The 24,013-nt window shown below is 62.4% G+C and carries 16 protein-coding genes and 1 rRNA gene; 6 read left to right on the top strand and 11 right to left on the bottom strand.

From position 1 onward, the window contains the following. Positions 1-75: 75 nt before the first annotated feature. The 7 genes from ACRWQA_RS06725 to ACRWQA_RS06695 form a co-directional block, all read right to left on the bottom strand. Positions 76-1,615, bottom strand: a 16S ribosomal RNA gene (locus tag ACRWQA_RS06725). 710 nt (positions 1,616-2,325) lie between these two features. After that, positions 2,326-3,810, bottom strand: coding sequence for a 2-methylcitrate dehydratase (prpD, locus tag ACRWQA_RS06720; RefSeq protein ID WP_434228588.1), 1,485 nt, complete (start codon positions 3,808-3,810; stop codon positions 2,326-2,328). A 97-nt stretch (positions 3,811-3,907) separates the two neighbouring features. Continuing rightward, the gene (prpF, locus tag ACRWQA_RS06715; protein ID WP_434228590.1) at positions 3,908-5,086 is read right to left on the bottom strand and encodes a 2-methylaconitate cis-trans isomerase PrpF; all 1,179 of its coding nucleotides are present in this window, start codon (positions 5,084-5,086) and stop codon (positions 3,908-3,910) included. Next, positions 5,083-7,698 (bottom strand): Fe/S-dependent 2-methylisocitrate dehydratase AcnD, encoded by a 2,616-nt coding sequence (acnD, locus tag ACRWQA_RS06710; protein WP_434228592.1) that lies wholly within the window; start codon positions 7,696-7,698, stop codon positions 5,083-5,085. The genes prpF and acnD overlap by 4 nt, the downstream gene beginning before the upstream one ends. 85 nt (positions 7,699-7,783) lie before the next feature. Next, on the bottom strand, positions 7,784-8,911 hold the full coding sequence (gene prpC, locus ACRWQA_RS06705; RefSeq protein ID WP_263580582.1) for a bifunctional 2-methylcitrate synthase/citrate synthase: 1,128 nt from the start codon (positions 8,909-8,911) through the stop codon (positions 7,784-7,786). 48 nt (positions 8,912-8,959) lie between these two features. Beyond that, positions 8,960-9,865 (bottom strand): methylisocitrate lyase, encoded by a 906-nt coding sequence (prpB, locus tag ACRWQA_RS06700; RefSeq protein WP_434228594.1) that lies wholly within the window; start codon positions 9,863-9,865, stop codon positions 8,960-8,962. Between the two features lie 31 nt (positions 9,866-9,896). Continuing rightward, a complete protein-coding gene (locus ACRWQA_RS06695) occupies positions 9,897-10,607 on the bottom strand; it encodes a GntR family transcriptional regulator (RefSeq protein WP_263580584.1) in 711 nt (236 codons plus the stop codon). Positions 10,608-10,841: 234 nt separating this feature from the next. On the opposite strand from ACRWQA_RS06695, the gene pabB reads away from it, so the two are divergent. Further along, positions 10,842-12,221 (top strand): aminodeoxychorismate synthase component I, encoded by a 1,380-nt coding sequence (gene pabB / locus ACRWQA_RS06690; RefSeq protein ID WP_434228596.1) that lies wholly within the window; start codon positions 10,842-10,844, stop codon positions 12,219-12,221. A 117-nt stretch (positions 12,222-12,338) separates the two neighbouring features. Then, a complete protein-coding gene (locus tag ACRWQA_RS06685; RefSeq protein WP_263580586.1) occupies positions 12,339-12,956 on the top strand; it encodes a phosphoadenosine phosphosulfate reductase domain-containing protein in 618 nt (205 codons plus the stop codon). A gap of 107 nt (positions 12,957-13,063) precedes the next feature. Here ACRWQA_RS06685 and cysB read toward each other — a convergent pair whose 3' ends face one another. Then, positions 13,064-14,035, bottom strand: a complete 972-nt coding sequence (cysB, locus tag ACRWQA_RS06680; RefSeq protein WP_263580587.1) for an HTH-type transcriptional regulator CysB — start codon at positions 14,033-14,035, stop codon at positions 13,064-13,066. A 246-nt stretch (positions 14,036-14,281) separates the two neighbouring features. On the opposite strand from cysB, the gene trxA reads away from it, so the two are divergent. Further along, entirely contained in the window at positions 14,282-14,605 is a 324-nt protein-coding gene (gene trxA / locus ACRWQA_RS06675) for a thioredoxin (protein WP_167120343.1), read from the top strand. 17 nt (positions 14,606-14,622) lie between these two features. On the opposite strand, the gene ACRWQA_RS06670 is transcribed toward trxA, so the two are convergent. Next, positions 14,623-15,786: an AI-2E family transporter gene (locus ACRWQA_RS06670; protein WP_263580588.1), complete on the bottom strand. Its 1,164-nt coding sequence runs from the start codon at positions 15,784-15,786 to the stop codon at positions 14,623-14,625. A 124-nt stretch (positions 15,787-15,910) separates the two neighbouring features. On the opposite strand from ACRWQA_RS06670, the gene ACRWQA_RS06665 reads away from it, so the two are divergent. Continuing rightward, a complete protein-coding gene (locus tag ACRWQA_RS06665; RefSeq protein WP_434228599.1) occupies positions 15,911-16,678 on the top strand; it encodes an SIMPL domain-containing protein in 768 nt (255 codons plus the stop codon). On the opposite strand, the gene serS is transcribed toward ACRWQA_RS06665, so the two are convergent. Continuing rightward, positions 16,656-17,945, bottom strand: a complete 1,290-nt coding sequence (gene serS / locus ACRWQA_RS06660; RefSeq protein WP_434228601.1) for a serine--tRNA ligase — start codon at positions 17,943-17,945, stop codon at positions 16,656-16,658. The genes ACRWQA_RS06665 and serS overlap by 23 nt on opposite strands. Before the next feature lie 191 nt (positions 17,946-18,136). On the opposite strand from serS, the gene ydiJ reads away from it, so the two are divergent. After that, the gene (gene ydiJ / locus ACRWQA_RS06655; protein WP_434228603.1) at positions 18,137-21,379 is read left to right on the top strand and encodes a D-2-hydroxyglutarate dehydrogenase YdiJ; all 3,243 of its coding nucleotides are present in this window, start codon (positions 18,137-18,139) and stop codon (positions 21,377-21,379) included. 66 nt (positions 21,380-21,445) lie between these two features. Next, positions 21,446-21,646: a DUF2905 domain-containing protein gene (locus tag ACRWQA_RS06650; protein ID WP_263580592.1), complete on the top strand. Its 201-nt coding sequence runs from the start codon at positions 21,446-21,448 to the stop codon at positions 21,644-21,646. Here ACRWQA_RS06650 and nosP read toward each other — a convergent pair. Beyond that, entirely contained in the window at positions 21,623-24,001 is a 2,379-nt protein-coding gene (gene nosP, locus ACRWQA_RS06645) for a nitric oxide-sensing protein NosP (RefSeq protein ID WP_434228605.1), read from the bottom strand. The two genes, ACRWQA_RS06650 and nosP, sit on opposite strands and share 24 nt — an antisense overlap. Positions 24,002-24,013: the final 12 nt, after the last annotated feature.

Here is a 24,013-nt window from a genome sequence, read left to right as displayed (position 1 = left end):
ATACCCAAACAGTCTTTGCTCTGGCCGATCAGGTAATTCATTGTGAGCACTTGCCGCGAGGCGTGATGCGTCGTTTAAGGAGGTGATCCAGCCGCAGGTTCCCCTACGGCTACCTTGTTACGACTTCACCCCAGTCATGAACCACACCGTGGTGATCGCCCTCCCGAAGGTTAGGCTAACCACTTCTGGTGCAGTCCACTCCCATGGTGTGACGGGCGGTGTGTACAAGGCCCGGGAACGTATTCACCGTGACATTCTGATTCACGATTACTAGCGATTCCGACTTCACGGAGTCGAGTTGCAGACTCCGATCCGGACTGAGACCGGCTTTCTGGGATTAGCTTGCCCTCGCGAGCTCGCAACCCTTTGTACCGACCATTGTAGCACGTGTGTAGCCCTACCCGTAAGGGCCATGATGACTTGACGTCGTCCCCACCTTCCTCCGGTTTGTCACCGGCAGTCTCCCTAGAGTTCCCGACCGAATCGCTGGCAAATAGGGACAAGGGTTGCGCTCGTTACGGGACTTAACCCAACATTTCACAACACGAGCTGACGACAGCCATGCAGCACCTGTCACTCGGTTCCCGAAGGCACTCCGCCGTCTCCGGCAGATTCCGAGGATGTCAAGGGTAGGTAAGGTTCTTCGCGTTGCATCGAATTAAACCACATGCTCCACCGCTTGTGCGGGCCCCCGTCAATTCATTTGAGTTTTAACCTTGCGGCCGTACTCCCCAGGCGGTCGACTTATCGCGTTAACTGCGCCACAAAGTCCGCGAAGGACCCAACGGCTAGTCGACATCGTTTACGGCGTGGACTACCAGGGTATCTAATCCTGTTTGCTACCCACGCTTTCGCACCTCAGTGTCAGTGTCAGTCCAGAAGGCCGCCTTCGCCACTGGTATTCCTCCCGATCTCTACGCATTTCACCGCTACACCGGGAATTCTACCTTCCTCTCCTGCACTCTAGCCTGACAGTTCCGGATGCCGTTCCCAGGTTGAGCCCGGGGCTTTCACAACCGGCTTATCAAGCCACCTACGCGCGCTTTACGCCCAGTAATTCCGATTAACGCTCGCACCCTCCGTATTACCGCGGCTGCTGGCACGGAGTTAGCCGGTGCTTCTTCTGTGGGTGATGTCCTTCCTCCCGGGTATTGGCCGGAAGGCTTTCTTCCCCACTGAAAGTGCTTTACAACCCGAGGGCCTTCTTCACACACGCGGCATGGCTGGATCAGGCTTGCGCCCATTGTCCAATATTCCCCACTGCTGCCTCCCGTAGGAGTTCGGGCCGTGTCTCAGTCCCGATGTGGCTGATCATCCTCTCAGACCAGCTACGGATCGTCGCCTTGGTGAGCCATTACCTCACCAACCAGCTAATCCGACATAGGCTCATCCGATAGCGCAAGGCCCGAAGGTCCCCTGCTTTCTCCCGTAGGACGTATGCGGTATTAGCCTGGGTTTCCCCAGGTTATCCCCCACTACCGGGCAGATTCCTATGCATTACTCACCCGTCCGCCGCTCGCCACCAGGAAGCAAGCTTCCCGTGCTGCCGCTCGACTTGCATGTGTTAGGCCTGCCGCCAGCGTTCAATCTGAGCCATGATCAAACTCTTCAGTTTCAAATCATTGCGGTTCTTACTCATCCCTTCCCGAAGAAAAGGACAAAAGCGAACCAAACTTGGCTCAAGGTCAAAGCTTCTCAAAAAGACCCGAAGGCCTTCGACGAGTCGCTTGCCTCGATATGGTGTGACTTCTCACCACCTCGTCGACAAGCGCCCACATGAATTACCTGATCGATTGTTAAAGAGCGGCTCCAAACCCTCTTCAAAACACAACATGAAGAGCGGAGCGTCTCGCTTGCTGCCGTAGCCGTTCGATCCAAGGACCGTGGGGCCTCGCCAGCGCCCTGCGAGGAAGGCGTATTCTACCGATTCGGCGGAGTCTGTCAACTCCCTTCGCGGCCGGCACCGAGGTGGCCGTGGCAGCGAAGACCAGCGTCGCTGGCTGCCTTTAGAGGCCTCAGCGGGGTTTCTATCGAAGCCCCCAGCGGGTCTCTAATGAGTGAGGCGCATTCTACCGAATCCGCCGTGTCCGTCAAGCGGGATTTTGCGAAGCAATTCGAAAAAACCCAAAGCGTGACAGCCACTTACCACTCTCTCCACCGCTAGCAACGTTGCCCGTTGCCGGCAGCGGATGCGTACTTTACGGTTATCTCGGTGGGTATGCAACCCGCCGCGTCAAAAAATATAGCTCAGCTTCCAGAACCTATCCATGACCACCGTCAATTTCTCTCTCGCACCGCCATGACGGGGGCCTTGCAACGGAAACCTCACATAACGAAGAGGTCGACGAACCGATACACTGGCATCGCTTCGAGTTGCTCCTGGTTCCTACAAAGCTGAAAGATGTGCTGGCAACGTCCAGCCGGAAAGCGTGTCGCCAGGTTGCGTCGGAACTTTTCCTCGAGGATGGGGATACCCTCAACACGGCGACGGCGATGGCCGATGGGGTACTCCACTTCGACACACTCGGTAGCGCTGCCGTCCCTGAAATACACCTGGATGGCATTGGCAATGGAGCGCTTGTCCGCGGCGAGATAGTCTTGGGTGTAACGAGGTTCCTCGACGATTTCCATCTTAGCCCTGAGGGTATCGATGAGCGGATGCTGGCGGTGGAAGTCGTCCTCGTAGTGCTCGGCGACCAAATCACCGAAGATCAGCGGTACCGCCACCATGTACTGCAGACAGTGGTCGCGATCCGCCGGGTTGGCCAACTCGCCCTCCTTGGAGATGATCCGTATCGCCGACTCGTGTGTCGTAATGACGATACGCTCGATCTCCTCCATACGATCCTTTACCTGAGGATGCAGCCGAACGGCCGCCTCGCAGGCCGTCTGGGCATGAAACTCTGCGGGGAAAGCGATCTTGAACAGGATATTCTCCATTACATAGGTGCCGAACTCACGCTGGAAGGTAAAGCACCGCTCGTTCTCGGGCTTGATCTTCTGGTCCTTGTTGGTCTTGGCGAAGAGGACGTCGTAGAAGCCCCACTGCGGTGCACTTAGCACCCCGGGGATACCCATCTCACCGCGCAGGGCGATATCGGCCAGGCGCACACCCCGTGAAGTGGCGTCCCCCGCGGCCCAGCTCTTGCGCGAACCGGCATTGGGTGCATGACGATAGGTACGCAGGCTCTGGCCATCGGCCCAGGCATGCGACAGGGCGGAGAGCAACTGCTCGCGGTCCGCCCCCATCATTTGCGCAGCCACTGCCGTTGAAGCGACTTTCACCAGCACCACGTGATCGAGCCCGACCCGATTGAAGGAATTGTCGAGAGCCAGCACGCCCTGGATTTCATGGGCCTTGATCATCGCTTCGAGCACATCGCGCATGGTCAGCGGCGCCTCACCCTGGGCAACCCGCTGCTGGGAAAGATGATCGGCCACCGCGAGGATGGCACCGAGATTGTCGGAGGGGTGCCCCCACTCGGCCGCGAGCCAGGTGTCGTTGTAATCGAGCCACCGAATGGTACAGCCGATATCCCAGGCGGCCTTGACTGGGTCCAGGCGAAATGCTGTGCCAGGTACTCGAGCACCATGCGGCACCATGGTGCCTTCGACGAGCGGCCCGAGGTGCTTGGTACATTCAGGAAAACGCAGCGCCAGCAGGCCGCAACCCAGCGTGTCGATCAAACAGTTGCGAGCGGTATCCAGCGCCTCATCACTCTCGATACGGTAATCGAGCACGTAGTCGGCGATCTTCTGCAGCTCGGGGTCGTAGTCGGGTCGGACGTTGCGTTCGACGGTGGCGCTCATGCTCCCTCCTGTCGCAGGCTCGGTATCGTCTCCCCTCACTATAGAAAACGCCCCGAGACTTGCGACTCGGGGCTCGGACTTAGCGCGAGCCAATGTCCTAGAAAGCATCACCCGGGACGCGGACCCAGCCTTCCATCAAAACGCGTGCGCTGCGGCTCATCACCGCCTTGGTTGCCGTCCACTGCCCATTTGCCAGGGACGCTTCCGCCCCGACGCGCAGGGTGCCCGAGGGGTGGCCGAAGTGCACCGAGTTGCGCTCACCGCCTCCGGCGGCGAGGTTGACCAAGGTGCCGGACACCGCCGCCGCCGTCGCGATGGCTACCGCCGCAGTACCCATCATGGCGTGGTGCAGCTTGCCCATGGAGAGTGCACGCACCACCAGATCGATATCGCTGGCCTTGATCGCCTTGCCACTGGAAGCCACATAGTCGGCAGGCGGCGCGACGAAGGCGACCTTCGGCGTGTGCTGGCGCTCGGCCGCCTCGGCGATCTCCTTGATCAGCCCCATGCGCACCGCGGCGTGAGCACGAATGGCTTCGAACATGGCCAGCGCCTTGGTATCGCCATTGATTGCTTCCTGTAGCTCGGTGCCCGTGTAGCCGATCGCCTCGGCGTTGACGAAGACCGTGGGGATGCCAGCATTGATCATGGTCGCCTCGAACGTACCAACCCCCGGCACTTCGAGCTCATCGATCAAGTTACCGGTGGGGAACATGGAACCCTCACCGTCGGCCGGGTCCATGAACTCCACCGCCACTTCGGCGGCCGGAAAGGTCACGCCGTCGAGTTCGAAGTCGCCGGTTTCCTGCACTTCGCCGCCCACGATCGGCACCCGTGAGACGATGGTCTTGCCGATATTGGCCTGCCAGATACGCACCGTGGCGATGCCGTTCTCGGGGATGCGCGAGGAATCCACCAAACCGTTGCTGATGGCAAAGGGCCCTACGGCAGCGGAGAGATTGCCACAGTTGCCGCTCCAGTCGACGAATGGCTTGTCGATGGAGACCTGGCCGAACAAATAGTCGACGTCGTGATCGGGGCTTTCGCTTTTCGACAGGATCACCGTCTTGCTGGTACTGGAGGTGGCCCCACCCATGCCGTCGATCTGCTTCTGGTAGGGATCGGGGCTGCCGATCACCCGCAGCAGCAACGCATCGCGGGCCGGACCGGGCTGGCGCGCCGCCACGGGCAAGTCGTCCAGGCGGAAGAAGACACCCTTGCTGGTGCCGCCGCGCATATAGGTCGCGGGAATCCTGATCTGGGAAACTTGGCTCATGCGCTGACCGCCTCCTCGGATTCGAGGAAGTCCTGGGCAAAGCGCTGCAGCACGCCGCCGGCGGAGTAAACGGAGACCTCCTCGGCGGTATCCAGCCGACACAGCACCGGTACGCGCTCGCTGGCGCCGTTGGCGCGATGGATCACCAGGGTCAGGGTTGCCCCCGGGGCCGGCTTGCCCTCCACGTCATAGGTTTCAGTACCGTCGAGCTTCAGGGTATGGCGCGTGGTGCCTTCCTCGAACTGCAGCGGCATCACACCCATGCCCACCAGGTTGGTGCGGTGAATGCGTTCGAAGCCCTCGGCGACGATGGCCTCGACGCCGGCCAGCGCCACGCCCTTGGCGGCCCAGTCACGCGACGAACCCTGGCCGTAATCGGCCCCGGCGATCACGATCAGCGGCTGGCCGCGCTCCATGTAGGTTTCGATGGCTTCCCACATACGCGTCACCTTGCCTTCCGGCTCGATGCGCGCCAGTGAGCCTTGGATTACTTCTCCCTTGTCGTCGCGTACCATCTCGTTGAACAGCTTGGGATTGGCGAGCGTGGCGCGCTGGGCGGTGAGGTGGTCGCCGCGGTGAGTGGCGTAGGAGTTGAAGTCCTCCTCCGGCAGGCCCATCTTGGCCAGGTACTCCCCCGCTGCGCTGTCCAGCATGATGGCGTTGGACGGCGACAGATGGTCTGTGGTGATGTTGTCCGGCAGGATCGCCAGCGGCCGCATGCCCTTCAGCCCCTTCTCACGCGCCATGTTGCCCTCCCAGTACGGCGGGCGGCGGATGTAGGTGCTCTGCGGCCGCCAATCGTAGAGCGGGCTCTTGGCCTCTTCCACTTCATCCAGATTGAACATCGGGATGTAGACCTGCTTGAACTGCTCCGGCCTGACGTACTGGCCGACGATGGCATCGATCTCTTCGTCGGCGGGCCACAGATCCTTAAGCGTGACGGGATTGCCATCCTTGTCGTAGCCGAGCGCATCCTTCTCGATGTCGAAGCGCACGGTACCGGCGATGGCGTAGGCCACCACCAGCGGCGGCGAGGCAAGGAACGCCTGCTTGGCGTAGGGGTGAATGCGCCCGTCGAAGTTGCGGTTGCCGGAGAGTACCGCAGTGGCATAGAGGTCACGGTCGATGATCTCCTGCTGGATCTCGGGACGCAGCGCACCGGACATGCCGTTACAGGTGGTGCAAGCGTAGGCGACGATGCCGAAACCGAGCTTCTCCATCTCGGGCAGCAGGCCGGCCTCTTCCAGATAGAGACGCGCGACTTTCGACCCTGGCGCGAAGGAAGATTTCACCCATGGCTTGCGGATAAGCCCTAGCTCGTTGGCCTTCTTCGCCACCAGTCCCGCCGCCACCACGTTGCGCGGGTTGGAGGTATTGGTACAGCTGGTGATGGCGGCGATGATCACCGCGCCGTCGGGCATCCGGCCGGCCTTCTCCTCGGCCAGCGCCAGCTCCAGGTTGGCGGCGATACCGCGTTCGGCCAGCGCCGAGGTGGGCAGACGACGGTGCGGATTGGAGGGTCCGGCCATGTTGCGCTCGACGGTGGAGAGGTCGAACGTCAGCACCCTCTCGTACTGCACGCTCTTCAGGCTGTCGGCCCACAGCCCTACTGTCTTGGCATAGTTCTCGACCAGCGCCACCTGCTCCGGCTCGCGTCCGGTGATGGTCAGGTAGTCGATGGTCTGCTCGTCGATATAGAACATCGCCGCGGTGGCACCGTATTCCGGCGTCATGTTGGAAATGGTGGCGCGGTCACCGATGGTGAGGCTGTCGGCACCCTCGCCGAAGAACTCCAGATAGGCGCCTACCACCCGCTCCTGGCGCAGGAACTCGGTGATCGCCAGTACGATGTCGGTGGCGGTGATACCGGGTTGGCGTTTGCCGGTCAGCTTGACGCCGATGATGTCGGGCAGGCGCATCATCGAGGGCCGGCCTAGCATCACGGTCTCGGCCTCGAGCCCACCCACGCCGATGGCGATGACACCCAGGCAGTCGATGTGGGGCGTGTGGCTGTCGGTACCCACGCAGGTATCCGGATACGCGATGCCATCGCGCGCCTGGATCACCGGCGACATCTTCTCCAGGTTGATCTGGTGCATGATGCCGTTGCCGGCGGGGATCACGTCGACGTTCTTGAACGCGGTGCGCGTCCAGTCGATAAAGTGGAAACGATCCTCGTTGCGACGGTCCTCGATGGCGCGGTTCTTGTCGAATGCCTGAGGGTCATCGCCGCCGCACTCCACGGCCAGCGAATGGTCGACGATCAATTGGGTCGGTACCACCGGATTGACCTTGGCCGGATCGCCGCCCTTCTCGGCGATGGCGTCACGCAGGCCGGCCAGATCGACCAGCGCCGTCTGGCCAAGAATGTCATGGCACACCACCCGCGCCGGGTACCAGGGAAAGTCGAGATCGCGCTTGCGCTCGATCAGCTGCTTGAGCGCATCGGTGAGCAGCTCCGGCTCACAGCGGCGCACCAGTTGCTCGGCCAGCACCCGGGAGGTGTAGGGCAGGGTGTCGTAAGCACCAGGCTGGATTTCCTCGACGGCCTCACGCACGTCGAAGTAGTCCAGCTCGGTGCCGGGAAGCGGTTTACGGTAGTGAGTATTCATGAGTCGACGTCTTCACGTGGTGTTGGGTCAGGCGAGGGAAGGCAGGCGGCTCGCGGCCGCCTGCGGATGCCGGGTGAGGAGTGGTTCAGTCACGCTCCTCGATCGGCACCCATTCGCTCTTCTCCGGGCCGATATAGTCGGCGCTGGGGCGGATGATACGGTTGTTGGCGCGCTGCTCGAAGACATGGGCACACCAGCCGGTAACGCGCGAACAGACGAAGATCGGCGTGAACAGCTTGGTGGGAATGTCCATGAAGTAATAGGCGCTGGCATGGAAGAAGTCGGCGTTGCAGAAGAGCTTCTTCTCGCGCCACATGACCTCCTCGACGCGCTCGGAAACCGGGTACAGGACCGTATCGCCCACGTCCTCGGCCAGCTTCTTCGACCATTCCTTGATGATGGCGTTGCGCGGGTCGGACTCGCGATAGATCGCGTGACCGAAGCCCATGATCTTCTCCTTGCGCTCGAGCATGCCCATGATCTCGCGCTCGGCTTCTTCCGGCGACTTCCAGTTCTCGATCATGGCCATGGCGGCCTCGTTGGCGCCGCCATGCAGCGGGCCGCGCAGCGAGCCAATGGCACCGGTGACGCAGGAGTGCATGTCGGAAAGCGTCGAGGCGCATACACGGGCAGTAAAGGTCGAGGCGTTGAACTCGTGCTCGGCGTAGAGGATCAGCGAGACATTCATGACCCGGGCATGCAGCTCGGACGGCGCCTCGTCACGCAGCAGATGCAGGAAGTGGGCACCCACCGACTCGTCGTCGGTTTCGGTTTCGATACGCACGCCGTCGTGGCTATAGCGATACCAGTAACAAATGATCGACGGCAGCACGGCGAGCAGACGGTCGGAAACGTCCTGCTGCTGGTCGAAGCGCTCCTCGGTCTCGAGGTTGCCGAGCATCGAGGCGCCGGTACGCATCACGTCCATTGGGTGAGCGCTGGCCGGGATCTGTTCGAGTACGGCCTTCAGAGCCGGGGGCAGGCTGCGCAGCCCCTTGAGCTTGGTCACGTAGGCATCGAGCTCGGCTTGGTTGGGCAGCTTGCCCTTGAGCAGCAAATAGGCCACCTCCTCGAAGCGCGCCTTCTCGGCGAGCTCCTTGATGTCGAAGCCGCGGTAGGTCAGCCCGGCGCCGCTCTTGCCCACGGTGCACAGGGCTGTGGTTCCTGCGCTCTGGCCCCGCAGGCCGGTACTGCTGACGGTTTTCTCAGCCATGTCGAGTCTCCTTGATCTGCGTTTTCTTGTCGTCGTAACGAGCCTGGCTCAGGCGCCCGGGCTCTTTTCGGCCAGCTGGTTTTCTGCGAACAGCGCATCGAGCTTCTGCTCGAAGGCGTGGTAATTGAGAAAATCGTAGAGTTCGTCGCGAGTCTGCATCAGCTCGACCACGTCACGCTGATGGCCCTTGTCGAGAATGCTTTGGTAGACCTTCAGTGCCGCGGCATTCATGGCACGGAACGCCGACAGCGGGTAGAGCACCATCCGGCAGCCCACCTCGGCTAGCTCCTGCTGGCTGAACAGCGGCGTCGCACCGAATTCGGTGATGTTGGCCAGGATCGGCGCGTCGACGCGCTCGCAGAAGGCACGGTAGTCGTCGAGGGTGTGCACCGCCTCGGCAAAGATGGCATCGGCCCCGGCCTCGATACAGGCGTTGGCACGTTCGATGGCGGCGTCGAGCCCTTCCTTCTGGAAGGCGTCGGTACGTGCAATCAGATAGAAATCAGGATCGATACGTGCGTCGGCAGCGGCCTTGATGCGGTCGACCATCTCCTGCTTCGAGACGATCTCCTTGTTGGGGCGATGTCCGCAACGCTTCTGCGCCACCTGGTCCTCGATGTGCACCGCCGCCACACCGGCACGCTGCATCTCCTTGACGGTGCGGGCAATGTTGAAGGCTCCACCCCAGCCGGTATCGATATCCACCAGCAGCGGGAGGTCGGTGGCGCCACAGATGCGGTGGGCATCCTGCACGACATCATTCATGGTGGTCATGCCCAGGTCGGGCAGACCGAAGGAGGCGTTGGCCACCCCGCCGCCGGAAAGATAGATCGCCTGGTGGCCGACCCGCTCGGCCATCATGGCGGTATAGGCATTGATGGTGCCGACGATGGGAAGCGGCCGGTTGGCCTCGAGAGCCGTACGGAAGCGAGCGCCGGGGGTAAGTTGCGTCATGGTAGGTTCCTCTGTGATCTTTCTCGTGGCCTCAAGCGGTAGCCTCGGCCTGCTCTTTGAGAATCTCGGCGTAGCGGTCAGCCACGTTGGCCCGCGAGGCACTGACGTGACGGCGCATCAGCAGTTCGGCCAGCTCGGCGTCGCCCGCCTCGATGGCGTCGACGATGCGATGGTGTTCGACGAAGGCGCGCTGGGGCCGGGTGCCGCTGGCGCTGAATTGGGTACGATAGAGTCGCACCAGGTAATAGAGGTCGTCGCACAACATGGTCATCAACATGCGATTGTGGCTGCCCAGCACGATGCGATAATGGAAATCCAGGTCGCCCTCGCGCTGATAGTAGGCCTCGCCACTCTTGAGGTCGGCTTGACGCTCGTGCACAGCAAGCACCTCTCGCAGCCCGGCGATTTCATCGCGGGTCATATGCTCCGCGGCCAGCCGTGCAGCCATGCTCTCCAACGCCTCGCGAACGTCGAAGAGCTCCAGCAGTTCCTTCATCGAGAGCTTGACCACCCTGGCACCCACGTGTGGGACTCGCTCGATCAGGCGATGGGCTTCCAGGCGGCGCATCGCTTCACGCAGCGGACCACGGGAGATGCCATAGGTCTTCGACAGACCCGGCTCTGTGATCTTGCTCCCCGGCGCCAGCTCACCACGCACGATGGCGTCCTGTAGCTGATGGAAGACCCGCTCGGCCAGGGTCCGAACTTCGGGAGAGGGTTGTTCTGGGGCGACTGAGTTCATGGCGATTGTCGACAATTGAAGGATGAAGTGACTTTAGACATTGCCTTTGAATCGGTCAACCTCCCTGTTACAGCGTTTTTATACCCCTTTGGTTGTAGGCGCTCGGCCAGCACCGATTGTCAATGTCGACAATTTCGTCTGTATTGAAAGTAAAGTCGTTAGCTGGACACTGACTCTCACGACAAAACGCATCCTGCCCCCTAGAATGAGGGCCTGTTCTGAAAGGCCCCCTTCATGACCGAAAGACTTCAAATCAGCCCTCTCCCCTACCGGGATGACCCACTCGCTTATTTCGCACCCCTGCGCCAGCGCCCGGGGGCCGTCCTGCTCGATAGCGGCAAGCCTGCCGCGCCGGGCGGGCGCTACGACATCATCAGTTGCGATCCCGTGTCGGTACTGGACGTAGATGGACAGGGTGTCATTCGGATAGACGATGTGGTGCGCGACTGTCGCAACCCTTTCATGGCCCAACAGGCCCTGCTGGACAGCCTGTCGCTCGACCTCCCGGATAGCGACCTGCCTTTCCTGGGCGGCCTGATCGGCTATTGGGGCTATGACCTGGGCCGTTCCCTGGAACCCGTGGGAGAGTCGTCGCGCCAGGTCGTCGCCCTGCCTGCCAGCCGCATCGGACTGTACGACTGGGCCCTGATTCAGGATCACCGAGAGCAGCAAAGCTGGTTGGTGGCCACGAAAGATAGGCGCGACCAGGTGCTGGGTTGGCTGCAACAACCCTCCTCGGCCGCACAGGACTTTCGGCTCTTGTCACCTTTCGAGGGTGAACTCGATCGCAGCGGCTATGCCGAGCGTTTTGCTGCCGTGCAGGATTACATCCGTGCTGGCGACTGCTACCAGATCAACCTGGCACAGCGTTTCAGCGCGAGATATCGCGGCGACCTCTGGCCGGCCTATCAGCGCCTGCGCCAGGCCACTCCGACACCGTTCGCCGGCTATATGGCCTGGAACGCGGAACGCGGTGAGCAGGCCATCCTGTCGCTTTCGCCCGAGCGTTTCCTGCACTGTCGGGCCGACGGGCACGTCGAGGCCCGGCCAATCAAGGGCACTCGCCCGCGCGGCAGTACAGCCGGAGAGGACGCTCGCTTGGCCGATGAACTGGCCGCCAGCCTCAAGGATCGCGCTGAGAATGTGATGATCGTGGACCTGCTGCGCAATGACCTGGGCCGAGTGTGCCGCCCGGGTAGTGTCCGGGTGCCGCAGCTGTGCGGGCTGGAGAGCTATGCCAACGTACATCACCTGGTCAGCATCGTCTGCGGCGAACTGGCGGAAGGTAAACGCCCGCTGGATCTACTGGCCGCCGCCTTTCCAGGCGGCTCGATCACCGGTGCTCCCAAGGTGCGAGCGATGCAGATCATCGATGAGCTGGAGCCCAGCCGTCGCAGCGTCTACTGCGGCAGTCTGGGCTTCGTCGACGTGCGCGGCAACATGGATACCTCGATTGCCATTCGTACCGCCGTCGCCGATGGAGCGCGTATCCACCTGTGGGGAGGTGGCGGGTTGGTGGCCGATTCCGTTGTCGAGGCGGAGTACACCGAAACCTTGGATAAGATCCGACACCTGATGAGTGCGCTGGCAGATCCAAAGCATGACATGGAATAAGAAACCATGGTTTACCAGCCATTTGGCTATATTTATCCAATGAAAAGGTATTGGGGGCCAATCCATAGCCTTTGTTAGGGTAATGGCCAAGATGCCACCAACGACCCAGGAGCTTCCATGGCAGAACTCGACGCAATCAATCAGGAACTCGGCAATGATCCCGATTCACTGATTCGCTGGGCCCTGGAGCAGGGCCAGCGCCCTATCGTCACCACCAACTTCCGCCCCTTCGAAGCCGTCATTCTGCACATGGTGACGTGCCAACGACCGGACATCCCCGTTGTGTGGATGGATCACGGCTACAATACCGATGCGACCTACCGGTTTGCCGATGAGCTGGTCAAGCGACTCGACCTGAACCTGATCACCTATCTGCCGCAGCGCACCCGGGCCCACCGCGAGGCCGTTGATGGCCCCATGCCGGGCATCGATGACCCGCGTCACGAAGCTTTCACGCGGGAGGTCAAGCTGGAACCGTTCGAACGGGCACTGCGCGAGATGGCACCGGACGTCTGGTTCACGGCGCTGCGCGCCGAGGATACCCCGGAGCGCGCCCGCATGGCGCCCCTCAGCAAGAACGCCGATGGCCTGCTCAAGGTCTCGCCTTTACTGGGCTGGAGTGCCAAGGACATGTACCAGTACCTGCAGCGGCACGACTTGCCCAACGAGTTCGACTACTTCGACCCCACCAAGGTGGAAGAGAAGCGGGAGTGTGGGCTGCATTTACAGCACTGAATCTTGGCATGTAGCCCTTTCGCAAAGAACCGAGCAGAGGCGGGTCGGGATAGTCCTGATCCGCCTCGTTCGTTGTCCAAAGCTCGCTCCCGGCTTTCGGGTAATGCCTAACGCACTGGCAGGACGATTTCCTCGAACAGCTCGGCTTCATGCCGCGGCCCGGCGGCAAGCGCCGCATCGACCAGGTCGCGCTCGAGATGGCCAGCGAACCCCTTGACGAAGTCGTACATGTAGCCGCGCATGAAAGTACCGCGACGGATGCCGATCTTGGTCACCGAGCTTTCGAATAGATGGCCTGCCTCGAGAGCGACAAGGTCCTCGTCGAGTTCGGGGTCGTATGCCATGTGTGCCACGATCCCTACTCCCAGCCCCAACCTGACGTACGTCTTGATAACGTCGGCATCGGCAGCGGTGAGCACCACATTCGGCGTGAGCCCACCGGCGCGGAAGGCATCATCGAGCTGTGAGCGTCCGGTAAAGCCGAACACATAGGTCACGATCGGCTGCTCGGCCAATCGCTCGAGGGTCAGTTCGCCCCCATCGGCCAGGGGGTGCCCGCGCGGCACCAGCACGCAGCGGTTCCAGCGATAGCAGGGCAACAATATCAGGTCGGTGAACAGCTCCAGCGACTCGGTGCAGATGGCGAAATCGGCCATGCCATCGCTGACCATCTGCGCGATCTGTTTGGGCGTGCCCTGCTGCATGTGCAGGGCGACATCGGGATACTTGCGGGTGAATTCACCGATCACAGGCGGCAAGGCATAGCGAGCCTGAGTATGTGTAGTAGCGATCGACAGGCTGCCCCGGCGTTCATCACTGTGCTCCTGGGCCACTTGCTTGATGTTGTCGGTCAATCGCAGCACTTGGCCAGCCAGCTCGACGATGGATTCCCCGGCCGGGGTGACTCGCGTCAAATGCTTGCCACTACGAGCGAATATCTCAACCCCCAGTTCATCTTCCAACAAGCGAATCTGCTTGGAGATACCGGGCTGTGACGTGAACAGACTTTGGGCCGTTGCCGACACGTTGAGGTTGTGGCGGGTCACTTCCCACACATAGCGCAGCTGCTGTAGTTTCATTCTCGACTCGGCTCCCGGACGCCTGGCAGGACATCCCCATCAGCGATTAGACCCGCTTGCCTAATCACTAAATAGCATAACGACAAACAGGTATCACGGCTATGGGCGTGAGCGTGTGGTAAAGGTACGGCGGCAATTATCTGCTATTTGCCAGACACCCGGCCGACGGCTAACATCTGCCGACCGGATATGCCTATGCATGTCACCCGATCCGCTCGATGTAGCGCAACGTAACTGGAGATTCCCATGGCCAATAACGTCGATGTCACCAATGCCAACTTCGAGCAGGAAGTCCTGAAGGCGGAACAACCCGTACTGCTGAAGTTCTGGGCCCCATGGTGCGGCCCCTGCAAGGTCATGGCCCCGGTGATCGACGAGGTTGCCGAAGAGCGTTCCGACAACCTCAAGGTGGTCAGCATCAATGTCGACGATGCCCCCGAGATCGCTGCCGAACAGGGTGTACGCGGCGTTCCCACCGTCATGCTGTTCAAGTCGGGCTCCAAGGTCGCTTCGCTGGTAGGCGCCCAGTCCAAGTCACAGCTGGTGCAGTTCATCGACCAGAACGCCTGATACCCCTGGATCAGGCGTCAACCTTCGCTCCGCCCCGGTTCCCGCCGGGGCGTTTGCGTTTTCGAGGAGGGCAGGCTCGATTCATCATCGGTCGCAAGAAACTCTTCCTCCTCCACGACCACTCTATCGACAAACGGCCGTTTGCCGGGTCCCAGCAGATAGGCGATCCAACGCGTCTGAGGATGACTGTCCAAGGCGATCTTGAGGGTCATGGTCAGCACGACCGATAGCAGCATGCCGACCACACCCAGCAGCCAGCCCCAGACCACCAGCGAGAGGAAGGCGACGAAGGCGGATAGTCCCAGCGCACGCCCCATCAGGCGCGGCTCGACCAGGTTGCCGAGAATGAAATTGATGGCCAGGTAGGCCATCGCCAGGCCAAAGGCTTCAAACAGCCCGCCGTCCTGAGACACCAGCAAGAGCAGGACCGGCGGCACGGCCGCTATGGCTGAACCGATGTTGGGGATGTAATTGAGCGCGAAGGCCAGCAGACCCCAGAGAAGGGGGAAGTCCACCCCAGTCATCAGACAGGCGAACCAAGCCATGACACCCGTAAGCAGGCTGACGAGGGTCTTGACCGCGAGATAGCGTTTGAGCGTCTGGCTGAACTCATGGAAACGCTGCAGGCTGGCTTCTGGATGGTCGAGCGCATGAGCCACCTTGCGCCGGAAATTAAGCGTTTCGAACAGCATGAAGATGACCAGCAGTGCCACCACCACGCTCTGCATCAGCAGATTGCCCAACCCTCCCAGCAAAGCCGAGAACCACTCCCCCTCGTCTTCGACTTCGACCAGGCCGGCCAGCGTGTCGGGGTTGATCGCCAGACCCATGGAGGCCATGCTGTCGAGCAGGTTGAGATACTGCGCATAGAGCCGCCCCTCGATGCCTGGCAACGCTTCGATGAAGGTGCCGAAGGCATTGACTGCCAGCAGCCCCACCAGGGAAAGAAAGCCTCCGATCACCAGCAGGGTCACCACCACCGCCAGGCGTAGTCCCAATCCCAGGCGGTGGAGCCAGTTCACCGGAGAGGTGCAGATCACGGCGATGAACAAACCCAGCAGTATAGGAATGATCAGGTCGGCGCCAGCGCGTATGCCCGCAATGATCACGACCAGCGCCGCCAAGGCCAGCGTCAAGGTGAGGGGGCGACCGTATCGCACGTTGTCATCGCGGTAAATCATGCCATCTATCCTTGCCTGGCGTGTCCTGCTTATCATGACCCTAACCGGGCGGGCACACAAACCTGCCCATCCCGGCGCGATCCCGAGCGATTTACTTATCATTGCCGCAAGGAGGCTTTCCCCGATGTCCTCGACACCTTTTCGCTGCCTGCTGCTGGGCGGACTGCTGACCGCTATCCCGCTGACAGGAGCCGCTGCACAGGCCGACGAACCCCGCTCAAGGCTGGACGTGCAGGCCGAAGCACAACTCGATGTGGTGCCGGACCGCGCCACGCTCAGCGCCCGCCTATGGGAGCGTACGCCGGCCATAGCCCCCCATGAAGACGACGATACCGACCCCGACGCCCTGCGCCAGGCACGTGATCGCCTGGAGGAGCGGGCCGCCGCCTTGATTCGAACACTGGAAGAGGCTGGCATCGAGCGCGACGACATCAGCGCGGGCTCACTCAGCGTCCAGCCGGAATACGTACCCGCCCCGCGGCACAGTGACAACGACAGCGACATGCTGATGCGCACGCGACTGGATCGGCCTTTCCAGGTTCGTGTCGATGACCTGGAGCGCCTGCCGCGGCTACTCGACGCCCTGACGGAAGCTGGCGTCAACGCTATGGATGGCATCAGCTACGATCTGGCTGATCGCGATGCCGCTACTGACGAGGCGCTGGTTAAAGCATTGGAGAAGGCGCGCCACAAGGCCGAACTGATGGCGCGCACCATGGACGTTTCGCTCGGTGCCGTGGCCAACATCAGCGAGACGCGCCCCCCCATCTATGCGCCTCGCATGATGGCGATGAGCGCCGACGCCCGGGAGAGCGGCTCTCAAGCCGAATACCGCCCCGGAACGATCGTCATCGAGGCGGGCGTCAGCGTCAGTTGGGTGATCGAGAATTGATGGCGTCGATTCCGCCCAGGTAAGGCCGCAACACCTCGGGTACGGTGATGGAGCCATCGGCGTTCTGATGATTCTCCATCACCGCGATGAGGCAGCGCCCCACCGCCAGGCCCGAGCCGTTGAGGGTATGCAGCAGTTGCGGCTTCTTCTGCTCGGGATGGCGGAAGCGCGCCTGCATGCGTCTCGCCTGGAAATCCTCGCAGTTGGACACCGAGGAGATCTCCCGGTAAGTGGACTGGCTCGGCAGCCACACTTCCAGGTCGTAGGTTTTCGCAGCACCGAACCCCATGTCGCCAGTACACAGCGTCACCACCCGATACGGCAGCTCCAGCGCCTGCAGGATCGCCTCGGCGTGGCCGCGCATCTCCTCCAAGGCGGCATAGCTCGTCTCAGGCTCGACCAACTGCACCATTTCCACCTTGTCGAACTGGTGCTGACGGATCATGCCGCGGGTATCGCGACCGTGAGAGCCCGCCTCGCTGCGAAAGCACGGCGTATGGGCGGTGAGCTTGAGCGGCAGCACCTTGTAGTCGAGGATCTCGTCGCGAGCGAAGTTGGTCAGTGGCACCTCGGCGGTGGGGATCAGGTGATAGCTACGCTCGTCGTCCAACCGGAACAGGTCCTCGCCGAACTTGGGTAGCTGGCCGGTGCCGTACAGCGAGGCCTCGTTGACCATGTAGGGGACGTAGCACTCTTCGTAGCCGTGCTCGAGGGTCTGCTTGTCGAGCATGAACTGTGTCAGCGCCCGGTGCAGACGCGCGATCCCGCCGCGCATCACCGCGAAACGCGAGCCGGTCAGCTTGGCCGCGAGTTCGAAGTCCAGCTCACCCTTGAGGCCACCGAGGTCGACATGGTCGCGGACCTCGAAGTCGTAGTCTCGCGGCGTGCCCCAGCGATGCAGCTCGACGTTGTCCTCTTCGCTCTCACCTTCCGGCACGCTGTCGTGGGGCAGGTTGGGAATGCCGCTTGCCAGCGCCTCCCACTCTTCCTGCACCTCGGCCAGCTGACGCTTGGCAGCATCCAGGCGGTCGCCGAGATCGCTCACCTCATCGAGCAGTGGCTGGATGTCCTCGCCTGCGGCCTTGGCCTTGCCGATCGCCTTGGAGCGGGTATTGCGCTCATTCTGCAGGTTCTCGGTTTCGGTCTGCAGTTCGCGACGCCGGGACTCCAGCGTCTCGAGCCGCTCGGTATCGAGGGTGAAGCCTCGCTTGGCCAGTCGTTGGGCGACCGCATCGAGGTCGCTGCGCAGCAGTTTGGGATCGAGCATGGCATCCAGCCCCTGAAAGAAAGCGAACGGTAAAAGAGGGTAAAACGGCGGAACATTGTAGGCAAAAGGCTGCCATGGTGCCACGCCGCAACGCCCGACGGGATGCGCGCCACCGCCCTCTCGCGGTAAAGTAGCGCCATTCTCCTGCCAGTCCGACGCACCGGACAGCGTTACACGACCGAATCGATACCATGATTGCACGCCTGGACACCACCGCATCGAGTGCCACCGCCGCCCTCGGCGCCCATTATCTGCGTTTTCTCGAAGCCTTGAAGGCCTCCGGTTTCGAGGGCGAGATCGCCCCGGACTACGCCAGCCGCACGGTGCTGGCCACCGACAACTCGATCTATCAGCGCCTGCCCCAGGCCGCCCTGTTCCCGCGTCACGCCGAGGACCTCGAGCGAATTGCCCGTCTGGCCGGCGACGCGGCTCATCGCCGAGTGGTACTGACGCCCCGCGGCGGCGGCACCGGCACCAACGGTCAGTCGCTCACCGACGGCCTGGTGGTGGACGTTTCGCGCCATATGAACCGGATTCTCGATATCGACGTCGAGAACCGCCGCGTGCGGGTGCAGGCCGGGGTGGTCAAGGATCAGCTCAACGCCGCCCTGAAGCCCCATGGGCTGTTCTTCGCCCCCGACCTCTCCACCTCCAATCGCGCCACCCTCGGCGGCATGATCTCCACCGATGCCAGCGGCCAGGGCAGCTGCGAGTACGGCAAGACCCGCGATCATGTGCTCGAGCTCGACAGCGTGCTGCTTGGCGGCGAGCGCTTGAGGAGCCGGCCAGTGGACGATGCCGAGCTGGAGACGCTGTGCCACCATAGCGGCACGATCGGCAACGCCTATCGCACCGCCCGGGAGATCATCGATACCCAGCGCAAGCTGATCGCCACAAAGTTTCCACCGCTCAACCGCTGCCTGACCGGCTACGACCTGGCGCACTTGCGGGATGAGCAAGGCCGGCTCGACCTCAACAGCCTGCTGTGCGGCTCCGAGGGCTCGCTCGGTTTTCTCAACGAGGCGGTGCTCAACGTCCTGCCGATTCCCAAGCACTCGACCCTGGTCAACGTGCGCTATGCCGGCTTCATGGACGCCCTGCGCGACGCCAAGGCGCTGATGGGCGCTTCACAGGACACGCCACAGGCGCCGCGCCCCACCTCGATCGAGACGGTGGACGACAAGGTGCTGCTGCTGGCCATGGAGGATTTCGTCTGGGACAGCGTAGCGGAATTCTTTCCCGGCGAGGCAGCCGCCGACGCGGGCGAGGGCAATACCGCCACCGCCGAGCGACAGGCAGTGGCGATCCGTGGTATCAACCTGATCGAGTTCAACGATGACGATCCCGAGCGGCTCGCCGAGCGAGTGGCGGCCTTCTGCCACCACCTCGAGGCGGACGACAGCGTACAGCGCCTCGGCTACACCCTGGCCGACGGTCGCGACCAGATTCAGAAGGTCTACGCCATGCGCAAGCGCGCCGTGGGGCTGCTCGGCAATGCCAGGGTCGATGCCAAGGGCGAGAAGCGCCCGATTCCCTTCGTCGAGGATACCGCGGTACCACCGGAGCACCTGGCCAACTTCATCAGTGAGTTCCGCGCCGCGCTGGATGCCCGCGGGCTCAGCTACGGCATGTTCGGCCATGTGGATGCCGGCGTGCTGCACGTGCGCCCGGCCATCGACATGAAGGATCCGGCGCAGGAGCGGCTGATCCGAGAGATTTCCGACGAGGTCGCCGAGCTGACTCTGCGCTACGGCGGGCTGCTGTGGGGTGAGCACGGCAAGGGCGTTCGCTCCGAATACGCCCCCAGGTTCTTCGGCGAGCTCTATCCCAGCCTGCAGCAGGTCAAGGCGGCCTTCGACCCGCACAACCAGTTGAACCCGGGCAAGATCGCGACGCCGCTGCCCTCTTCCCCCCCAACCGACACCGTAGGGAGTCCGTCCGAAGCGGTTGAGGCGCAAGCGGTCAAACTGGTCGACCCCGGCCTGCTGACCATCGATGGGGTGCCCACCCGCGGCCAGCTCGACCGCCAGATCGACGAGCACGCGTGGCAGGCCCACGCCGCCACGGTCTACTGCAACGGCAACGGCGCCTGCTACAACTACGATCCCGATGACGCCATGTGCCCGTCGTGGAAGGCCACCCGCGACCGCATCCACTCGCCCAAGGGGCGCGCCAGCCTCGTCCGCGAGTGGCTGCGCCTGCAGGGCAACACCGGGGTCGATCTGATCGAGGAAACCCGCCAGCAGCGCGAGCAAGGCGCCTGGGGCTTCTTGAAGCACCTCCCCATGCGGGTGCGCAACACCTGGAAGCGTCGCGAAGAGCCCGACTTCTCTCACGAGGTGTACGAAGCCATGGCCGGCTGCCTGGCTTGCAAGTCCTGTGCCGGCCAGTGCCCGGTGAAGGTCAACGTGCCGGATTCGCGCTCGCAGTTCCTCGAGATCTACCATGGCCGCTACCTGCGCCCGCTACGCGACTACCTGATCGGCGGCATGGAGTTCTTCGTGCCGTACCTCGCCTACGTCGCACCGCTCTACAATGCCGCACTGGGCCAGCGCTGGGTGGATCAGCTGCTGTCAGGCCCCATCGGGCTGGTCGACAGCCCACGACTCTCGCGCGCGCGGCTGGCCAAGCAGCTGCGCACCTGGGGCATCGCCGAGGCCACGCCGATCTCGCTGGGCCTGCTCAGCGAGGCGCAGAAGGCCCGAAGCGTAGTCATCGTCCAAGATGCCTTCACCAGCCACTTCGAGGCCGAACGGGTGATGGACATCGTCGAGCTGCTCGCGCGCCTCGACATGAAGGTGTTCGTCGCGCCCTACTCGCCCAACGGCAAGCCGCTGCACGTGCAGGGCTTCCTCGGCGCCTTCGAACGCACCGCCGAGAAGCAGGCACGCCGCCTGCGCGCCCTGGCCGAATTCGGCGTGCCGCTGGTGGGCATCGACCCGGCCATGACCCTGACCTATCGCCAGGAGTACGTGAAGGCGCTGGGGCCCGACGCCGTCCCCGAGGTGCTGATGCTGCAGGAGTGGCTGGCGGCCCAGGGCCAGCGCCTGGTGCCCCCGGCACTCGCGCAGCAGCTGGGCCAACTCGACGATCCCGGCTTCAGGCTGCTCTCGCATTGCACCGAGAAGACCAACGCGCCCGGCAGCCCCAAGGCGTGGCAGCAGGTGTTCGCCGCCTTCGGCTTCGAGCTGGAGCTGCTCAGTACCGGCTGCTGTGGGATGTCAGGCACCTATGGCCACGAGGCACGCAATGTCGAGATCTCGAAGACCATCTACGCCCAGTCGTGGCAGCCGGTGGTCGAGAGCGAGGCCAACCAGGGTCGGCTGCTGGCCACCGGCTACTCCTGTCGCAGCCAGGCCAAGCGGCTCTCCGATCAGGCCCTGCCGCACCCGCTACAGGGGTTGCTGGCCCATCTGCGTCAGTTGAGCTGGTAAGAGAAAGGCCGGCGAGGATGTCGCCGGCCTTTCGGACCACACCAGCAGAAAGAACAGGAGGCAAGGATGTCCCGCTCCCTGATCGTCATCGGCCTGTGTATCGTCGCCATTGGCTTGTTCTGGCCGTGGCTCTCCAAGCTGCCCCTCGGCCAGTTGCCGGGAGACATCGCCATTCGTCGCGAGAACTTCTCTCTCTATTTCCCGATCACCACCATGATCCTGCTGAGTCTGTTCATCAGCGGATTACTGTGGTTGCTCAATCGCTGAGGAGCTTTCGCTCGTGGCACGCCGAATTGGCAGCCAAAGGGTGAAGGTCGTTCCCTCACCGGGCCGGCTGACGACATCGATGCGGCCCCCATGTTTCTGCACGATGCCGTAGGAAAGCGAAAGCCCGAGACCGGTTCCCTGGCCGACCGGTTTGGTGGTAAAGAAGGGGTCGAAGATCCGCGACTGCAGCTCATCAGGAATCCCCGCGCCATTATCGGCGAAGGCGAGCCAGACCTGATCGTCTTCACAGCCGGTTCGAACGGTAATGGTACCGCGCTCTTCGATCGCCTGGGCAGCGTTGACCAGGAAGTTGAGAAACACCTGGTTGAGCTGGGCAGGCAAGCACTCGACCGCAGGTAACTCGCCGTATTCGCGCACTATCTCCGCCTTGTACTTGATCTCGTTGGCGGCCACGTTGAGAGTGCTCTCCAACCCCTGATGGAGGTCGGCGAACTGCCAGTCGGTGGCCTCGGTGCGGGAAAAGTCCCGCAGGTCCTGCACGATACGTCGCACTCGAGCGGTGCCGTCGATGGATTCGGCGATCAGCGTTCCGATGTCCTCACGCAGGTAATCCAACTCGAGCGACACCTTGAGTTCAGCGATCTGTCCCGCCGCCCCAGCCCCCAGCGACGACTCGGCCGCCTCGTAGGCATCGAGCAGCCGCAGCAGGTCATCCGCGTACTGGCGGAGAGTGTTGAGATTCGAGTTGACGAAGCCGATGGGGTTGTTGATCTCGTGGGCCACGCCGGCAGCGAGCTGACCGATGGAGGCAAGCTTTTCCGACTGCAGCAGCTGATTGTGCGCCTCCTCCAGCTTGCGGATGAGAGCGCGCTGCTCCTCCTTCTCTTGCTCCAGGGCCTCCTGAGCCTGTCGACGCTCGTGGATCTCGCGCGCCATTCCCTCCTGGGCGGACTGCAGGGCATGATTGATCTGTTCGTTTTCTCGCAGTGCCACCTCCAGCTCCCTGGTCCGCGTCCGAACCTGGTCCTCCAACATGACCGCAGTCTGAAACAGACTGAAGTCCGAGCTTCGCACGCTGGTGCTGCGTTCAGCACGATCCATCAGTGCCTGTATCATCTTGTGCAGCCGTTCGACCTGGATCGACTGTTGAGACGCCGACTGCTGGCAGGCGGCCGGCTCTTGGTTCGTCCCCCATGTTTGCCCTTGGTTCCGATTGGGCAGGATCCGCCCCCAGCCGTTCACCGGTCCTACCCCGGCGCCCCTGCGATGAATGCCGATGGCGACTCCGGTCAACGTCTGGTTCACGTGTACTCCGCCGTACTGCTCGCCGTAGGTACTGAAGCCGACGGTATGGTTGCGGCCGAAGATCGCCTCCACTGCAGCCTTGCTGCTCTTCTGAGTGATTTCCAAGTTACGCAGGATGCAATCGCAGGCGAGAACCAGCTGCGGCGGGCCGAGCTCCTCGTGCAACTGAGTCATCGTCGCCTCCAGATCGGTGACCAGATCGACACCTTTGGCGACACGCAGCACCAGCCCCTCGTCGATGGCGCTGTAAAAGATCAGGCTACCGTCCGGCTCGGCCTTCTGGATCGAGCGAACGTAATCGGTGCCATCTATCAGCACTACCACTGGCGCGGCGGCGAAATGGCTGGGCTCGAGCGCCTCTACCGATACCCCGATCAGCTCGGCATAAGCCTCGGCGGCGGGCATGCCGTTGATCTCGTGCACGATGCGCTGTTCGGCGTTGGCCCGAGTGACCACCAAGCGCTTCTCCAAAGAGAGAAAGTGCTGGGTCTTGAACAGCCGGAACGAGAAATCGGTACTCAACAGGGTCAAGACCGCACTGTCGCTATGAAAGGCGCCATCATGGAATACCCAAGTGCCGGCAAAGCGCAGGTCGTCGCCGGCCGAGCCGCCCACCAGGACGATATCGCCAAGCGCCGTCTGCAGCGTCCGCGCCACCTGTTCTTCACGCACCGAGAGGCCATCGATGAGAAGAAAGCCGAAGCTGTTGCCACCGCTCGGCTTGGCCACGCGCGCCTCCAGGCGCTGCAGCAGGGACTGGCTGAACGCCTGCCCATCACCAATGCTGAATTGTTGCAAGGCATCCAGTCGACCCGTCACCGCCGTGCAGCTACCGGTCGGGAAGCTGACACCGGCGAGGGTATGGTCGCGATAACCCAGGGGGCCGATCTCGCCCGCCGTCGTGCAACCCACCACCGGGATACTGCCGAACCGGTGGTTCATCTCGTCGGCAAGCGCAGCCAGGTCGTAGTGACTGGAGCAGAAGAACATCACCAACTCGGTATCGTCCTGGATCACGCCTTGGTGAAACTCCTGGACGGCGACTCTAGCCTCGGCAGAACGGGTCTGCATGCTGCGAATCCGGCTCATGGCAGCTCCCCT

The sequence above is a fragment of the Billgrantia sp. C5P2 genome (assembly GCF_051062895.2).
Note: the sequence above shows the minus strand (reverse complement) of the source record. Positions and strands in the feature narration are given on the sequence as shown.

Bases quoted from the DNA above. Each gene is read 5' to 3' on its own strand.
- prpD (WP_434228588.1), bottom strand. From the start codon at position 3,810: ATGAGCGCCACCGTCGAACGCAACGTCCGACCCGACTACGACCCCGAG.
- prpF (WP_434228590.1), bottom strand. From the start codon at position 5,086: ATGAGCCAAGTTTCCCAGATCAGGATTCCCGCGACCTATATGCGCGGC.
- acnD (WP_434228592.1), bottom strand. From the start codon at position 7,698: ATGAATACTCACTACCGTAAACCGCTTCCCGGCACCGAGCTGGACTAC.
- prpC (WP_263580582.1), bottom strand. From the start codon at position 8,911: ATGGCTGAGAAAACCGTCAGCAGTACCGGCCTGCGGGGCCAGAGCGCA.
- prpB (WP_434228594.1), bottom strand. From the start codon at position 9,865: ATGACGCAACTTACCCCCGGCGCTCGCTTCCGTACGGCTCTCGAGGCC.
- ACRWQA_RS06695 (WP_263580584.1), bottom strand. From the start codon at position 10,607: ATGAACTCAGTCGCCCCAGAACAACCCTCTCCCGAAGTTCGGACCCTG.
- pabB (WP_434228596.1), top strand. From the start codon at position 10,842: ATGACCGAAAGACTTCAAATCAGCCCTCTCCCCTACCGGGATGACCCA.
- ACRWQA_RS06685 (WP_263580586.1), top strand. From the start codon at position 12,339: ATGGCAGAACTCGACGCAATCAATCAGGAACTCGGCAATGATCCCGAT.
- cysB (WP_263580587.1), bottom strand. From the start codon at position 14,035: ATGAAACTACAGCAGCTGCGCTATGTGTGGGAAGTGACCCGCCACAAC.
- trxA (WP_167120343.1), top strand. From the start codon at position 14,282: ATGGCCAATAACGTCGATGTCACCAATGCCAACTTCGAGCAGGAAGTC.
- ACRWQA_RS06670 (WP_263580588.1), bottom strand. From the start codon at position 15,786: ATGATTTACCGCGATGACAACGTGCGATACGGTCGCCCCCTCACCTTG.
- ACRWQA_RS06665 (WP_434228599.1), top strand. From the start codon at position 15,911: ATGTCCTCGACACCTTTTCGCTGCCTGCTGCTGGGCGGACTGCTGACC.
- serS (WP_434228601.1), bottom strand. From the start codon at position 17,945: ATGCTCGATCCCAAACTGCTGCGCAGCGACCTCGATGCGGTCGCCCAA.
- ydiJ (WP_434228603.1), top strand. From the start codon at position 18,137: ATGATTGCACGCCTGGACACCACCGCATCGAGTGCCACCGCCGCCCTC.
- ACRWQA_RS06650 (WP_263580592.1), top strand. From the start codon at position 21,446: ATGTCCCGCTCCCTGATCGTCATCGGCCTGTGTATCGTCGCCATTGGC.
- nosP (WP_434228605.1), bottom strand. From the start codon at position 24,001: ATGAGCCGGATTCGCAGCATGCAGACCCGTTCTGCCGAGGCTAGAGTC.